The sequence below is a fragment of the Streptomyces sp. NPDC003720 genome, assembly GCF_042875075.1.
Classification (GTDB): Bacteria; Actinomycetota; Actinomycetes; order Streptomycetales; family Streptomycetaceae; genus Streptomyces.
On sequence record NZ_JBIANZ010000001.1, the window covers coordinates 68,047 to 82,606 of the forward strand.

At 74.3% G+C, this 14,560-nt stretch carries 15 protein-coding genes; 10 read left to right on the top strand and 5 right to left on the bottom strand.

Features of this window, described 5'->3' with window-relative positions:
* Positions 1–154: 154 nt before the first annotated feature.
* Complete coding sequence (locus ACFYU0_RS00350; RefSeq protein ID WP_389296730.1) at positions 155–799, top strand: DedA family protein; 645 nt, start codon at positions 155–157, stop codon at positions 797–799.
* Between the two features lie 12 nt (positions 800–811).
* Here the strand turns inward: ACFYU0_RS00350 and ACFYU0_RS00355 are convergent, their stop codons facing one another.
* Positions 812–1,339 (bottom strand): gamma carbonic anhydrase family protein, encoded by a 528-nt coding sequence (locus ACFYU0_RS00355; protein ID WP_351668734.1) that lies wholly within the window; start codon positions 1,337–1,339, stop codon positions 812–814.
* A 108-nt stretch (positions 1,340–1,447) separates the two neighbouring features.
* Here ACFYU0_RS00355 and ACFYU0_RS00360 point away from each other — a divergent pair, with 108 nt between their 5' ends.
* The 3 genes from ACFYU0_RS00360 (at position 1,448) to ACFYU0_RS00370 (ending at position 3,450) form a co-directional block, all read left to right on the top strand.
* Positions 1,448–2,212: an acyltransferase gene (locus ACFYU0_RS00360; RefSeq protein ID WP_389296732.1), complete on the top strand. Its 765-nt coding sequence runs from the start codon at positions 1,448–1,450 to the stop codon at positions 2,210–2,212.
* A gap of 64 nt (positions 2,213–2,276) precedes the next feature.
* Positions 2,277–2,849 carry an XRE family transcriptional regulator gene (locus ACFYU0_RS00365; protein ID WP_351668730.1) on the top strand — a complete coding sequence of 191 codons (573 nt, stop codon included), beginning with the start codon at positions 2,277–2,279 and terminating at the stop codon, positions 2,847–2,849.
* Between the two features lie 43 nt (positions 2,850–2,892).
* Positions 2,893–3,450, top strand: a complete 558-nt coding sequence (locus ACFYU0_RS00370) for a YbaK/EbsC family protein (protein WP_389296733.1) — start codon at positions 2,893–2,895, stop codon at positions 3,448–3,450.
* 55 nt (positions 3,451–3,505) lie between these two features.
* On the opposite strand, the gene ACFYU0_RS00375 is transcribed toward ACFYU0_RS00370, so the two are convergent.
* From ACFYU0_RS00375 to ACFYU0_RS00385, 3 genes are all read right to left on the bottom strand, one after another.
* A complete protein-coding gene (locus tag ACFYU0_RS00375) occupies positions 3,506–4,741 on the bottom strand; it encodes a 4-hydroxybenzoate 3-monooxygenase (protein ID WP_389296735.1) in 1,236 nt (411 codons plus the stop codon).
* Positions 4,742–4,817: 76 nt separating this feature from the next.
* Positions 4,818–6,455 (bottom strand): APC family permease, encoded by a 1,638-nt coding sequence (locus ACFYU0_RS00380; protein WP_351668724.1) that lies wholly within the window; start codon positions 6,453–6,455, stop codon positions 4,818–4,820.
* Positions 6,456–6,656: 201 nt separating this feature from the next.
* Entirely contained in the window at positions 6,657–7,064 is a 408-nt protein-coding gene (locus ACFYU0_RS00385) for a CoA-binding protein (RefSeq protein ID WP_351668722.1), read from the bottom strand.
* Between the two features lie 143 nt (positions 7,065–7,207).
* Here ACFYU0_RS00385 and ACFYU0_RS00390 point away from each other — a divergent pair, with 143 nt between their 5' ends.
* From ACFYU0_RS00390 to ACFYU0_RS00410, 5 genes are all read left to right on the top strand, one after another.
* A complete protein-coding gene (locus tag ACFYU0_RS00390; protein WP_389296737.1) occupies positions 7,208–7,999 on the top strand; it encodes a hypothetical protein in 792 nt (263 codons plus the stop codon).
* Positions 7,996–8,547 carry a histidine phosphatase family protein gene (locus ACFYU0_RS00395; protein ID WP_351668718.1) on the top strand — a complete coding sequence of 184 codons (552 nt, stop codon included), beginning with the start codon at positions 7,996–7,998 and terminating at the stop codon, positions 8,545–8,547. The genes ACFYU0_RS00390 and ACFYU0_RS00395 overlap by 4 nt, the downstream gene beginning before the upstream one ends.
* Before the next feature lie 52 nt (positions 8,548–8,599).
* A complete protein-coding gene (locus tag ACFYU0_RS00400) occupies positions 8,600–9,226 on the top strand; it encodes a YigZ family protein (protein WP_351668716.1) in 627 nt (208 codons plus the stop codon).
* A 129-nt stretch (positions 9,227–9,355) separates the two neighbouring features.
* Positions 9,356–10,519: an exonuclease SbcCD subunit D gene (locus ACFYU0_RS00405; protein ID WP_389296739.1), complete on the top strand. Its 1,164-nt coding sequence runs from the start codon at positions 9,356–9,358 to the stop codon at positions 10,517–10,519.
* Entirely contained in the window at positions 10,516–13,506 is a 2,991-nt protein-coding gene (locus ACFYU0_RS00410; RefSeq protein ID WP_351668712.1) for an SMC family ATPase, read from the top strand. Before ACFYU0_RS00405 ends, ACFYU0_RS00410 begins: the two co-directional genes overlap by 4 nt.
* Before the next feature lie 4 nt (positions 13,507–13,510).
* Here the strand turns inward: ACFYU0_RS00410 and ACFYU0_RS00415 are convergent, their stop codons facing one another.
* The gene (locus tag ACFYU0_RS00415) at positions 13,511–13,957 is read right to left on the bottom strand and encodes an Lrp/AsnC family transcriptional regulator (RefSeq protein ID WP_351668710.1); all 447 of its coding nucleotides are present in this window, start codon (positions 13,955–13,957) and stop codon (positions 13,511–13,513) included.
* A 94-nt stretch (positions 13,958–14,051) separates the two neighbouring features.
* Between ACFYU0_RS00415 and ACFYU0_RS00420 the strand changes: the two genes are divergently transcribed.
* Positions 14,052–14,525, top strand: coding sequence for a rhodanese-like domain-containing protein (locus ACFYU0_RS00420; protein ID WP_389296740.1), 474 nt, complete (start codon positions 14,052–14,054; stop codon positions 14,523–14,525).
* Positions 14,526–14,560 lie beyond the last annotated feature (35 nt).

Sequence of the window (14,560 nt, forward strand, 5' to 3'; positions counted from 1 at the left end):
GGCCGGGAAGCGACGGGGCGAGGGCGCGGTGGTGCCGTGCGGCCCGGGCGCGCGGGCCGCCGTTCACCGCCGACCAGGTAGCCTTCCCATGGGGCGCGCTGCGCAAGCCACGCTCCGTCTGTGGACAGGGACAGCGACTCGGGAGGAACCGGCGGTGCACGTCCAGGAATGGCTCGACACGGTGCCCGCGGCCGCCGTCTACGCCGTGGTGGCCCTCGTGATCGGCCTGGAGAGCCTGGGCATCCCGCTGCCGGGCGAGATCGTCCTGGTCTCGGCGGCGCTGATGTCCTCCCAGCACACCGGCGTCGACCCGGTGGTGCTCGGCGCCTGCGCGACGGCCGGCGCGGTCATCGGCGACTCCATCGGCTACGCGATCGGCCGCAAGGGCGGGCGCCCGCTGCTGGCCTGGCTGGGGCGGAAGTTCCCGCGGCACTTCGGCGAGGGGCATGTCGCCACCGCCGAGCGGTCCTTCGAGAAGTGGGGCATGTGGGCGGTGTTCTTCGGCCGCTTCGTCGCCCTGCTGCGCATCTTCGCCGGACCGCTCGCGGGCGTGCTCCACATGCCGTACTGGAAGTTCCTGATCGCCAACGTCCTCGGCGGCATCTGCTGGGCCGGCGGCACCACCGCCGTCATCTACTACGTCGGCGTCGTCGCCGAGGACTGGCTGAAGCGCTTCTCCTACCTGGGCCTGGCCGCGGCGGTCCTGATCGGACTGGCGTCGATGCTGGTCGTCAAGCGCCGCGCCAAGAAGGCCCAGGCGGAGGCACCGGAGCCGGAACCGGTGCCCGCCGGGGACTGAGCCGCCCGGGACCTACTCGTGGACCCCGCGATGGGTCTTCGCCAGCTCCGCGTACAGCGTGCCGTTGAGGGTGACCCCCTGCCGTTCCTCCTCGGACAGCTCCCGCCGCACCTTGGCGGGCACCCCCGCCACCAGCGACCCCGGCGGCACGACCATCCCCTGCGGGACCAGCGCCTGGGCCGCGACCAGCGAGCCCGCTCCGATCACCGCCCCGTTCAGCACCGTCGCCCCCATCCCGACCAGGCAGTCGTCCTCCACGGTCGCCCCGTGCACCACCGCGTTGTGCCCGATGGAGACCCGCTCCCCGACGGTCACCGGGAAGCCGGGGTCGGCGTGCAGCGTGACGTTGTCCTGCACGTTCGCGTCGGCGCCCACGGTGATCCGCTCGACGTCCCCGCGCACCACGGCGCCGTACCAGACACTGGCGCCGGCGCTCAGCGTGACGTCCCCGATCACCGAGGCCGTGGGCGCCACGAACGCCTCCGCGTCGACCTGCGGTTCCTTCCCTGCGATGCCCACGATCAGCGCCTTGTGCGTCATCACCGTCTCCTCGTCCGCCGTAGTACTGCGCACGGTACGTCAGGACTGGGGCAAAGATCACAGCGGCCCACGCCCTCGCCCGGGGGCCCCGCTGAGTAACGTGAGCCCGTGCCGAAGCGCAAGAACACGTTCTCATCCCGGCGGCGGGGCCTAGCCCAGCGCGCCGTCCACGCGGTCTGGGCGTGGGCGCAGCGCTCGGGGTCCGTCAGCGCGGAGCACCCCGGAAGGTTCCGCTTCGGCTCGCTCGGTCCGGTCACCAGACTGGCCTTTCCGCTCGGCACCGTCTTCGGCGAACCCTGGATCCACATCGGCTCGCACTGCATCATCGCCGAGCAGGTCACGCTGACCGCCGGCCTGATGCCGGACCTCGACCTCGGTCCCGACCCGATCCTGCGCATCGGCGACGGCGTCGTCCTCGGCCGCGGCAGCCACGTCATCGCCGACACGACGGTCACCATCGGCAGCGACTGCTACTTCGGGCCGTACGTGTACGTCACCTCCACCAACCACTCCTACGACGACCCGCACGAGCCCATCGGCAGGCAGTGGCCGCGCATGGAGCCGGTGGAGATCGGCCCGGGCTGCTGGATCGGCACCGGCGCGGTCATCCTGCCCGGCGCCCGGATCGGCCGGAACGTGGTGGTGGCCGCCGGCGCGGTGGTGCGCGGCACGGTGCCCGACCACGCCGTGGTGGCGGGCGCGCCCGCCCGGGTCGTACGGCGCTGGACGCCCGACGACGGCTGGCAGCCGCCGCTGCGCACCCCGGCGCCGGTGCCGCCCCCGCAGGGGATCACCCCGCAGCAGCTCAGCGCGCTCGCCGAGCTGGACGAGGAAGGGGTCGCGGAGCTGGCGCGGCTGGAGGCCGAGGGCTGACGGGGCGGGTCGCCGGGAGATACTGCTCAGTACAGTTTGCTGAACCCCGGACATTGGACGGATCGTGTCGGACCTCGAACTCCTGACCCAGTCCCTGGCGCGCAACGTGCGGCACTGGCGCGCCGTGCGCGGCTTCACGCTGGACGTCCTCGCCGCCCGGGCCGGAGTGAGCCGCGGCATGCTCATCCAGATCGAGCAGGCCCGCACCAACCCGAGCATCGGCACCGTGGTCAAGATCGGCGACGCGCTCGGGGTGAGCGTCACCACCCTCCTCGACTACGAGCGGGGCCCGAAGGTCCGCATCGTCCCCGCCGAGCGCGCCGTACGGCTGTGGCACACCGAGGCCGGCAGCTACAACCGGCTGCTCGCCGGGACCGAGGCGCCCGGGCCGCTGGAGATCTGGGACTGGCGGCTGATGCCGGGCGAGAACAGCCCCTCCGAGCCGCACCCCGCCGGAACCGTGGAACTGGTCCACGTCACCGCGGGCGAGCTCACGCTCACCGTGGACGGCGAGGAGTACCGCGTCCCGGCCGGCGCGAGCGCCTCCTTCGAGGCCAACGTGCCGCATCTGTACGGCAACCGGGGCGAGGTGCCGATGGAGATGATGATGGCCGTCTCGGTGCCGCCCGTTCACTGAGACGCCGGTACACCGGCCCGGGGCGTCTTGTTAGCGTGCGGCCATGCGCGCACCCATCGGAGACTTCGAGACCGCCGTTCCCGCCCCGGACTGTCTGGACCGGCTCACGGCGCCGGTCGCCGACGCCGTGCGCCACTGGCGGGGCAGCGTCCCCGCCGACCGGATCGTCTGGGTGGACACCGACCCGCGCTGGGCCGACACCGCCGTCTTCGTGGAGCACTACGGGCGCGACCTGCTGGAGCGGTCGGCGAACTGCGTGGTGGTCGCGGGCAAGCGGGGCGGTGAGACCACCCTCGCCGCGTGCCTGGTGCTCTCCACCACCCGGGTCGACGTCAACGGCGCGGTGCGCCGCCGGCTCGGCGCCCGCAAGGCCTCCTTCGCCTCGATGGACACCGCGACCGGCGAGACCGGCATGGAGTACGGCGGTATCACCCCGGTCGGGCTGCCCGCGGGCTGGCCGGTCCTGATCGACGCGGCCGTGGCCGACCTGCCGTACGTCCTCGTGGGCAGCGGGAGCCGGCGCGGCAAGCTGCTGCTGCCGGGCAAGGCGCTGGCCGAACTGCCCGGCGCGGAGGTCGTCGAAGGACTCGGCATCGCCTGACACCGGGAGGGCGGCGGGCCCGCGACGGACGCGGGCCCACGCCCCTCTCGCGCGCTCAGAACGCGGCGGCCGAGCCCAGGTACTGCTCGGCGAAGGCCGCCGCGGCGGCGGGTGAGCCGAACAGCCGGCGCAGCCGGGCCAGTGTGGTGCCGGCCCGGAACGGATCGCCGGACGCCACCCCGTGGTAGACGTCCGACAGCCACTGCGAGAACTCCTGGTAGTCCCACACCCTGCGCAGTGCCGCGGCCGAGTAACCCGCCAGGCCGCTGTCGTCGCCCCGGGTGACCTGTGCGGCGAGGGCGTCGCCGAGCAGGAACGCGTCGTGCAGGGCCAGGTTCATGCCCTTCGCCGCGATCGGGGCCGTGAGATGACCGGCGTCACCGGCCAGCAACAGCCGTCCGTGACGCAGGGGTTCGACGACGTAGTGGTGCATGTCCAGGACCCGCTTCTCGATCAGCCGCCCCTCGGTCAGCGGGGGCGCCCCGGCCGCGCCGAGCCGGGTCCGCAGCTCGGCCCAGACCCGGTCGTGCGGCCAGTTCTCCGGATCGTCGCCGGGCGGGCACTGCAGGTAGTAACGGGTGACCTCGGGACTGCGGGGCATGTGCCCGGCGAAACCGCGCTGATGGACGCCGAACACGACGCAGTCGGAGGAGGGCGGGGTCTCGGCGAGCAGCGCCAGCCAGCCGATACCGTCGTCCTGCCGGGCGATCCGGATCCGCTCCGGGGGTATCGCGTCCCGCGTCACCCCGCGCGCACCGTCGCAGCCGGCGACGAAGTCGCAGCGCAGCACCAGCCGCTCGCCCGTCCGCGGGCACCGGTACGAGACAGCGGGACGGTCCGAGTCCAGGTCGTGCAGCCGTACGTCGCGCACCCCGAAGCGGATGTCGCCGCCGCGCACGTCGGCGTACTCCCGCACCAGGTCCGTCACCAGCAGCGGCTGCGGGTACACGTAGTGGTGTCGGCCCGTCAGTTCGCCGTACGGGAAGCGGAACCGCTCGCCGTCGAAGCGGAACTCGCAGGCGTCGTGCGACTCGGCGCGCTCCAGCAGGCGTTCCGCGAGGCCTCGCCGCTGGAGTTCGCGGACCGCCCACTCCTCCAGGAAGCCGGCCCGGGGCCGGGTCTCGACGAACCGTCTGCTCTCGGTCTCCAGGACCACGCAGTCGACGGAGGCGGCCCGTAGCAGGGCGGCGACGGTGAGCCCGGCGGGCCCGGCGCCCACGACGACGACCGTACGTTCTTCCGTACGGCCGTCCTCAGGCGCGGAGTTGAGATGGGGGGAGGGGTCTGTCACCTCCGCATTATGACGGTGTCCCGTCAGCCACGGCGGGGGCGCCGCGGCCGGCGGGACACCGGCGTCGGGGAGCGGGTCAGTGCGCCGGGGCGTCCGTGACCACGACCTCCTCGATGCTGCGCTCGATCGCCTCGGGCTTCGACGCGGTGGCCTTGGCCCAGTAGTAGACGCCGAGCGAGAAGGCCGTGACGACCAGGATGTCCCACCACAGGCCGATGTAGCCGCGGCCGCCGAAGCCGCCCAGCCAGGAGATCACGCCCAGGCCCAGCAGGTAGCCGGGCAGCCACTGCGCGGCCTTGAAGTCCAGCCGGGGCGCGTCGGGCAGGTTCTTGCGGATGGCGTACCAGGCGTAGGAGCCGAGCAGCACGTAGCCGAGCAGGATCGCGAAGCCCAGCCGCCACAGGGTGTCCCAGCCGGCCCAGTAGATGATGAGGTTGGCGACCACGAACGACAGCGGCGAGATCACCTTGCCGAAGGGCAGCCGGTAGGGGCGCTCGTGGTGCGGGAGCCGGTCGGCGAAGACGCCGTAGGCCAGGGGTGCGCCCGCGTACATCAGCACGCTCGCCGAGGTGATGAAACCGACCAGCTCCTGCCAGCTCGGGAACGGCAGGAAGCAGACCACGCCGGTCACGAAGGACATGATGAGGCCGAACCACGGCACGCCGCGCGCGTCGGTCTTCGCGAACGCCTTCGGCGCGTAGCCGTTCTTGGCCAGGCCGTAGGAGACGCGCGAGGTGGCGGTCGTGTAGATCAGGCCGGTGCCGCCGGGGGAGATGATGGCGTCGACGTAGAGCACCCAGCCCAGCCAGCCCAGGCCCACCAGGGTCGCCAGACCCGCCCACGGGCCGCTGATGCCGGCGAAGTCCAGCTTGGCCCAGCCGTGCGCGAACGAGAAGTGCGGCAGCGCGCCGATGAACACGACCTGCAGCAGGATGTAGATGACGGCGCCGATCGCGACCGAGCCGAGGGTCGCCCGCGGCAGGTCGCGCTTGGGGTTGCGGCTCTCGCCCGCGAGCTGGATGGCCTGCTCGAAGCCGAGCAGCGCGAAGATGATGCCGCTGGAGCTGATCGCGCCGAGCACGCCCTTGGCGCCGAAGGGCGCGAAGCCCTCCGAGGTGAAGTTGCCGGGGTGGAAGTTGCCCACGGCGATGATGAAGATCGCGCCGAGCGGCACGGCGATCTTCCACCAGGTCGCGGCGCTGTTGGTGTGGGCCAGGGCCCGGACACCGAAGAAGTTGACGCCGACGAAGGCGGCCATGAGGACGACGGCGGTGACGAGACCGCCGGTCGTCAGCGTGCCGTCGGCGTGCTGCAGGCCCTGCGCCCAGCCCCAGTGACCGGCGTAACCGATCATGGCCTCGACCTCGATCGGGGCCACGGTCGCCGCCTGCAGCCAGGCGAACCAGCCGAACGACATGCCGGCCAGGCCGCCGAAGGCGTAGTGCGGGTAGCGGGCGGTGCCGCCGGCGACCGGGAACATGCCGCCGAGTTCGGCGTGCACGAGCGCCAGCAGGACGATGGCGACCGCGCCGATCACCCACGAGACGATCGCCGCGGGGCCGGCCACGACCACCGCCTTCTCGGCTCCGTACAGCCAGCCGGAGCCGATGATGGAGCCCACCGAGGCCCACATCAGTCCGATCAGCCCGACGTCCCGGCGCAGACCGCCGGACTCCGTCGTGGCCTGTGGCACGGCATGGTCGACTTTCACCATGTCTGGTGGCCTCTCAGATCGTGAACGTGGAAATACGAGCAAGGAGGCCACAGGCTAGGAACGAGCACCGCCATCGCAAAAGACTGTTTCCGAAAACTTGACCCGGGATCTTGACTGTCTTGGCGTCAGTCTTCACGCAGGTCAAGGCCCGGGTGGAATGTCAATATTCAGCGGTGAATTGTGAGAAGAAGGTGAGACAGCTCAATGCAGGCGGGGAATTTCGATCGCCGGGCAGCGGTCCATCACCATGTCCAGCCCCGCGGCCCGGACCCGCTCCAGGGCGTCCTCGTCGACGACGCCGAGCTGGAACCACACCGCCTTCGCGCCCTTCTTCACCGCCTCGTCGGCGACGGCGCCGGCCAGCTCGCTGTTGACGAACACGTCCACGACGTCGACCTCGAAGGGGATGTCCGCGAGGGAGGCGTAACCCGGCTCGCCGTGCACCGTCTCCGCCTTCGGGTGCACCGGCACGATCCGCTTGCCGAACCGCTGCAGCACCTGCGCCACCCCGTAGGCGGCCCGCCGCTGGTTCGCGGACAGGCCGACCACGGCCCAGGTGTCTCCCCGCTCGGTCAGGATCCTGCGGATCGTCGCTTCGTCGCCGTACACGGCCGCCTCCTCGGGCTGCGGGGAACTGTCGTCGGGGCAACAGCACCCGCCGGGTGCTGATTCCCTCCCCGGTTCCCCGCCACGGTGACCGGAATCGGCGCAAGGTGCCCGCGTACGGCCGCCGCCGCGCCTACGCTCGGGCCGTGCTGCGCATCCTCGACGCCCGAACCGGTGAGCCCGTCTCCGCCGCGCCCGCCCGCCGCGGCCTGACCCGGATCGAGGCCTACGCCTCCGGCCTGGACCTGACGGCCCTGCGGGTCCTGCTCACCGCCGATGTCCTCGTCCGCGCCCTGGAACTCGGCGGCACCCCCGTCTGGACCATCCTCACCGCGCCCCACCGGCTCGCCGAACTCCGCGCGGCCGCCACCGCGCTGTCCGTCCGCCCCTTCGAGGACGGCCGCGACCTCGCCTCGGGCCTGGGGGAGGCCCAGGTGCTCCATGTGACGGGGGAGCGGGACGCGGCGCCGGGCGCGGGCACGGTGGTGGCCGTCGCTCCGGCGACCTGGAACGGTGAGCCGCCCGGGCCGGCCGCTGCGGCGCCGCCCGGCGCCCCCGCCGCCGACGCCCCGCTGCGCGCCCTCCTCGCCGCCGACGCCGACCCCGGAGCACTCCGCCTGGCGTTCCTCTCCGTCCCGCGCGGCACCCCCGCGTCGCTGGACGCCGGACGGCTGGACGAGGCGGCGCGGACCCTCGCCCGGTGGCGGCGGGCCGTGGCCGGGTGGGCGCGGCAGCCCTCGCGGCCGGTGCCCGAGGAGGTGCGGACACGCCTGCGGGCCGCCTGGGAGGACGATCTCGACCTGCCCGGCGTGCTCGGCGTGCTGCGCGACGTGGAGGGCGCCCGGGACATCCCGGACGGGGCGCGTTTCGAGACCTACGCGTACGCCGACCGCCTGCTCGCCCTCGACCTGCCGCGCGACCTCGGGAGCCTCGGGTGATCGAGCGGGCGGGCGCGGGCCCGCTGCGGCGGCTGGTCGTGCTGCGGCACGCCAAGTCCGCCTGGCCGGAGGGGGTCGCGGACCACCGCCGTCCGCTGGCGCCGCGCGGGCTGCGGGACGCCCCGGCCGCCGGCCGTGCGCTCGCCGAGGCCGACTGCCTGCCCGACCTCGCCCTGTGCTCCACCGCCGTGCGCGCCCGCCGCACCTGGGAGCTGGCCTCCGCCCAGTGGGGCACCCCGCCCCCGGTCCGCTACGACCCGCGGCTGTACGGGGCCGCCGTGCCGGACCTGATGGAGGCCGTGCGCGAGACGCCGCGCGAGGTGGAGACCCTGCTGCTGGTCGGGCACAACCCGGGGCTGGAGGAACTGGTCCTGGACCTGGCCGGGGACGGCCTCGACGACGCCCTCGACCGGGTGCGCGCCAAGTTCCCGACCTCCGCGCTCGCCGTGCTGGCCTGGCGCGGCACCGGCTGGCCGGCCCTCGTCCCCGGCGCGGCCCTGCTGACGTCGTTCACCGTGCCGCGCGGGAAGAAGGAGCGGAGGCGGTAGCCCGGTGCCGACCGCGAACGGGGCCGGACCGGTGCTCGCATAGGCTGGCGGGATGCAGGACGAGTACCGCACAGTCGCCCGCGCGGGCGTGCACGAGACCGAGGTCAACCGCTCCCGCTTCCTGTGCGCCCTCGCCCCGGCGGCCACCGAGCGGGAGGCCCAGGAGTTCCTCGCGGCCGTCCGCAAGGAGCACGCCGACGCCACGCACAACTGCTGGGCGTACGTCATCGGCGCCGACGCGGCCGTCCAGAAGGCGAGCGACGACGGCGAACCCGGCGGCACGGCCGGCGTCCCGATGCTGCAGATGCTGCTGCGCCGCGACATGCGTTACGTGGTCGCCGTGGTCACCCGCTACTACGGCGGCGTCAAGCTGGGCGCCGGCGGTCTCATCCGGGCCTACGGCGGCTCCGTCGGCGAGGCCCTGGACGCCCTCGGCACGATCACCCGGCGCCGGTTCCGGCTCGCCACGGTCACCGTCGACCACCAGCGCGCCGGCAAGGTCCAGAACGACCTGCGCGCCACCGGACGCGAGGTCCGGGACGTCCGCTACGGCGAGGCCGTCACCATCGAGATCGGTCTGCCGGACGCCGACGTCGACGCGTTCCGCGGCTGGCTGGCCGACGCGACGGCGGGCACGGCCGTCCTCGAACTGGGTGGGGAGGCCTACGGGGACGCGTGACGTTCACCGCCCCCATAACGGAAGTTCGTCCACAATCGGACATAACGCCCGCATCTGGGGCGGGTCGTGACGGGCTGATACGGGAGTAACCGCCCGTGATGTCAGACCCGGCCGTTAGTCTCGGGGATCATGAGACTGCTGCACACGTCCGACTGGCACCTGGGCCGGGCCTTCCACCGGGTGAACATGCTCGGCGCCCAGGCCGGGTTCATCGGTCACCTCGTCGCCACCGTGCGTGAGCACGCGGTGGACGCGGTGGTCGTGTCCGGTGACGTGTACGACCGCGCGGTGCCCCCGCTCGCCGCGGTCGAGCTCTTCGACGACGCCCTGCACCGCCTCGCGGAGCTCGGGGTGCCCACGGTGATGATCTCCGGCAACCACGACTCGGCCCGCCGCCTCGGCGTCGGCGCCGGCCTGATCGACCGCGCGGGCATCCACCTGCGCACCGAGCCGTCCGCCGTCGGCACCCCGGTGGTGCTGCGGGACGCCCACGGCGACGTCGCCTTCTACGGTCTGCCCTACCTCGAACCCGCCCTGGTGAAGGAGGAGTTCGCGGTGCAGAAGGCGGGCCACGAGGCCGTGCTGGCCGCCGCCATGGAGCGGGTCCGCGCCGACCTCGCCGGCCGCGCCCGGGGCACCCGTTCCGTCGTCCTCGCCCACGCCTTCGTCACCGGCGGCCAGGCCAGCGACAGTGAACGGGACATCACCGTCGGCGGGGTGGCCGCCGTGCCGGCCGGGGTCTTCGACGGCGTGGACTACGTGGCGCTCGGGCACCTGCACGGCTGCCAGACCCTCACCGAGCGGGTGCGCTACTCGGGCTCCCCGCTCGCCTACTCCTTCTCCGAGGCCGGCCACCGCAAGAGCATGTGGCTCGTCGACCTGGCCGCCGACGGCTCCGTCACCGCCGAGCGCCTCGACTGCCCGGTCCCGCGCCCGCTGGCCCGCCTCCGGGGCACCCTGGAGGAGCTGCTCGCCGACCCCGCTCTCGCCCGCCACGAGGACGCCTGGATCGAGGCCACCCTCACCGACCCGGTCCGCCCGGCCGACCCCATGGCCCGCCTCGCCGAGCGCTTCCCGCACACCCTCAGCCTGGTCTTCGCCCCGGACCGGGAACCCGACGACCCGCGGGTCTCGTACGCCCGGCGGCTCGCCGGCCGCGGCGACCGGGAGATCGCCGAGGACTTCGTCGCCCATGTGCGCGGCGCCGGCCCCGACGAGCGGGAGGCGGCCGTGCTCCGCGACGCCTTCGACGCGGTGCGCGCCCACGACACCCTGCGGGAGGTGGCCCGGTGAGGCTGCACCGGCTCGACATCACCGCCTTCGGCCCCTTCGGCGGCTCCCAGAGCGTCGACTTCGACGCGCTCTCCACCGCCGGGCTCTTCCTGCTGCACGGCCCCACCGGCGCGGGCAAGACCTCCGTCCTGGACGCCGTCTGCTACGCCCTCTACGGCACCGTGCCCGGCGTCCGGCAGACCGGCCAGGGCATGAACCTGCGCAGCGACCACGCCGAACCGGGCACGCGCACGGAGATCCGGCTCGAACTCACCGTCGCCGGACGGCGGCTGGAGATCACCCGGCAGCCGCCGTGGGAGCGGCGCAAGCTGCGCGGCACCGGCACAACCGTCGACAAGGCGCAGACCTGGCTGCGCGAGTACGACGCCCCGGCCGGCGCCTGGAAGGACCTCAGCCGCTCCCACCAGGAGATCGGCGAGGAGGTCACCCAGCTCCTCGGCATGAGCCGCGAGCAGTTCTGCCAGGTGGTCCTGCTGCCCCAGGGCGACTTCGCACGCTTCCTGCGCGCCGACGCCGAGGCCCGGGGCCGGCTGCTCGGACGCCTCTTCGACACCCAGCGCTTCGCCGACGTGGAGAAACGGCTCGCGGAACGCCGGCGCGCGAGCGAGGCCCGGGTGCGCGAAGGCGACGCCGCGCTGCTCGCCGACGCCCACCGCATGCAGCAGGAGGCGGACGGCGCCATGGAGCTGCCCGAGCTGAGCCCCGGGGAGCCGGGTCTCGCCGAGGCCGTGCTCGGCGCCGCCGCCGTCGCCCGCAGCACCGCGCGCGAGCACCTCACCGTCGCCCGGTGCCGCCTCGCCACCGCCGAGTCCGCGCACGACGCGGCCCGGCAGGCCCTGGACGAGGCGCGTGAACTCGCCCGGCTGCAGAGCCGGTTCGCCGAGGCCCGCGAGCGGGCGGAGCGGCTGCAGCAGGGAGCGGACGCGTACCGCGAGGCGCAGGAGCGGATGGCGCGGGCCCGCAAGGCCGAGACGGTGGCGCCCGCGCTGGATCTGCGGGACGCGGCCGAGGACGAGCACCGCGAGGCCGCGAGGGCCGAGGCGCGCGCACGCGTCGACCTGCCCGGCGCCCACGCCGGCGACGGCCCCGCGGGCCTTGCGGCCGCCGCCCGCCGGGCCACCGGGGAACTCGGCGGCCTGGAGTCGGCCCGGCGCGCCGAACGCCGGCTCACCGAGGCCGCCGAGGAGCGGGCCGCGCTCGACCAGCAGGAGCGCGCCGACGAAGACGTGCTGCGCGAGGCCGACGCCTGGCTCGCCGACTGGGACGCCACCCGCGCGGCCCTGCGGTCCCGCATCGAGCACGCCCAGGAGGCGGCCACCCGCGCCGAACAGCTCGCCGTCCGGCGCGAACCCGCGCAGCGGCGCCTCGCCGCGGCCCGCAGACGGGACGAACTCGCCGCCGACCTGGAGCGGGCCCGGGACCGGGCGCTGGCCTCGGGGCAGCGGGCCGTGGAGGCCCGTGCCCGCTGGCTCGACCTCAAGGAGCAGCGGCTCAACGGCATCGCCGCCGAACTCGCGGCCCAGCTCGCCGACGGCGAGCCCTGCGCCGTCTGCGGAGCCACCGAGCACCCCGCGCCCGCCCGCAAGGTCGCCGGGCACGTCGACCGCGAGACGGAGGAGCGCGCCCTCACCGACTGCCGGCGGGCCGAGGAGCGGCAGGCCGAGGACGAGCGGAGCCTCGGCGCCGTCCGCGAGGCGCTGGCCGCCGCCACCGCCGAGGCCGGCGACACGCCCGTGGAGCGGCTCGCGGCCGAGGCCGACGTCCTGGAGCGGGAGCACGCGGAGGCCCGCCGGGACGCCTCCGGCCTGCACGCCGCCCACGAGGAGCTGCGCCGGGCGGAGCAGGAGCGCGAGCGGCGCCTGGACGAGCGCCAGCGCGCCGCCGTGCGCACCGCCGCACGCCTGACCCGGCGCGAGAACCTGGAGCGCGAACAGGCGGCCCTGGAGGAGGAGTTGACCCAGGCGCGCGGATCCGCGTCCAGCGTGGCCGCCCGGGCCGCCGAGCTGGAGCGGCAGGCGGCCCGGCTCACCGAGGCCGCCGACGCCGCCCGCGCCGCCGAGGACGCCGCCCAGCGGCTCAAGGACGCCGACGCCCGCCTCGCCGACGCCGCCTACCGCGCCGGTTTCGACACCCCGCGGGCCGCGGCCGCCGCCCTCCTCGACGACGCGGCCCACCGCGAGCTCCAGCACCGCCTCGACGCCTGGCAGCACGAGGAAGCCGCGGTACGCGCGGTGCTCGCGGAGTCCGGCACCGCTGCCGCAGCCCAGCAGCCCCCCGCCGACCCAGACGCCGCCGAGCGGACGGCGGCCGAGGCGGCACGGCGGCTGCGCGAGGCGGCCTCCGCACGGGACGCCGCGGCCCGCCGCAGCAGCGAACTGGACCGGCTCTCCGCCCGGGCCGCCGAGTCGGTGCGCCGGCTCGGGCCCCTGCGTGAGGAGTACGACCGGGTGGCGCGCCTGGCCGCCCTCACCGCCGGCACCTCCGCCGACAACGAGCGCCGGATGCGGCTGGAGTCGTACGTGCTCGCGGCCCGTCTCGAACAGGTCGCCGCCGCCGCGACCGTCCGCCTGCACCGCATGTCCTCGGGCCGCTACACGCTCGTCCACTCCGACGACCGCACGGGGCGCGGCCGCAGCGGCCTCGGCCTGCACGTCGTCGACGCGTGGACCGGCCGCGAGCGGGACACCGCGACCCTGTCCGGCGGTGAGACCTTCTTCGCCTCCCTCGCCCTGGCCCTCGGCCTCGCCGACGTCGTCACCGACGAGGCGGGCGGCGTCCGCCTGGACACCCTCTTCATCGACGAGGGCTTCGGCAGCCTGGACGACCAGACCCTCGACGAGGTCCTGGACGTCCTGGACACGCTGCGCGAGCGCGACCGCAGCGTCGGCATCGTCAGTCACGTCGCCGACCTGCGCCGCCGTGTCCACGCCCAGCTCGAGGTGGTGAAGGGCAGATCGGGGTCCTCGCTGCGGCAGCGCGGGGGCTGACCGGTCAGCGGCCGAGCGGACGCCGGGGGAGCGGCGAGGAGTACACCACGCTCGTGGTCACCGAGCCCAGCCCGCCGATCCTCCCGGAGATCTCCTCCAGGTGCGGCATCGAGCGCGCGGCGACCTTGATGACGAAGCAGTCGTCACCGGTCACGTGATGGGCCTCCAGGATCTCCGGCGTCGCCGCCACCAGGTCGTGGAACGGCTTGTAGTTGCCGTGCGGGTAGCGCAGCCGGACGAAGGCGAGGATCGGCAGTCCGAGCCGCTCGGGGTCGACGACCGCCGCGTACCCCCGGATCACGCCGGCCTCCTCCAGCCGGCGCACCCGCTCGGTGACGGCGCTCGGCGACATCGAGACGGCCCGCGCCAGCTCGGCGTAGCTGGCCCGGCCGTCGCGCTGCAGGACGTCCAGGATGCGCCAGTCGGTGGCGTCCGGGGAATACACGGTCATGCGGGATGGATAGCAGGGAAAACAGCGGCCGATCAAGCGCAGCCCAGGGGATCGCCCCTTCGCCGGGCGGGCCGGCGGCCATAGATTTCCCGTCATGATCGACGACACCGTGAACCCCGTCCTGCGCGTCGCCCCCGCCGACCCGGCCGTGGCCGCCGCCTACTTCCGGGCCTCGCTGGCCTTCCACGCCGACGTCTCCGACGTCGCCGCCGCACTCGCGGCCGGCGGCGACCCCGGCTTCGTCCTGGTCGACTCCCGCTCCACCGAGTCGTGGGACCAGGGGCACATCCCCGGCGCCGTCCACCTGCCCACCGCGCTCATCCCCGAGCAGGCCGAGCGGCTCCTGGACAAGGCCGTGCCCATGGTGACGTACTGCTGGGGCCCCGGCTGCAACGGCGCCACCCGCGCCGCCCTCGCGCTCGCCGAACTCGGTTATCGCGTCAAGGAGTTGCTCGGCGGCTTCGAGTACTGGGCGCGGGAGGGCCTCGCCTACGGGACCTGGCGGGGCGAAGCCCGGCGCGATCCCGACCCGCTGACCGCACCGGTCGCAGGCGAATGCGGCTGCTGACCCCGCCGGGTGATCGCCGTGCGTGTAGGTTCTGC

Coding starts and splice junctions, on each gene's coding strand:
- ACFYU0_RS00420 (WP_389296740.1), top strand. CDS start 14,052: ATGATCGACGACACCGTGAACCCCGTCCTGCGCGTCGCCCCCGCCGAC.
- ACFYU0_RS00370 (WP_389296733.1), top strand. CDS start 2,893: ATGCGCGCACCCATCGGAGACTTCGAGACCGCCGTTCCCGCCCCGGAC.
- ACFYU0_RS00405 (WP_389296739.1), top strand. CDS start 9,356: ATGAGACTGCTGCACACGTCCGACTGGCACCTGGGCCGGGCCTTCCAC.
- ACFYU0_RS00355 (WP_351668734.1), bottom strand. CDS start 1,339: ATGACGCACAAGGCGCTGATCGTGGGCATCGCAGGGAAGGAACCGCAG.
- ACFYU0_RS00415 (WP_351668710.1), bottom strand. CDS start 13,957: ATGACCGTGTATTCCCCGGACGCCACCGACTGGCGCATCCTGGACGTC.
- ACFYU0_RS00400 (WP_351668716.1), top strand. CDS start 8,600: ATGCAGGACGAGTACCGCACAGTCGCCCGCGCGGGCGTGCACGAGACC.
- ACFYU0_RS00380 (WP_351668724.1), bottom strand. CDS start 6,455: ATGGTGAAAGTCGACCATGCCGTGCCACAGGCCACGACGGAGTCCGGC.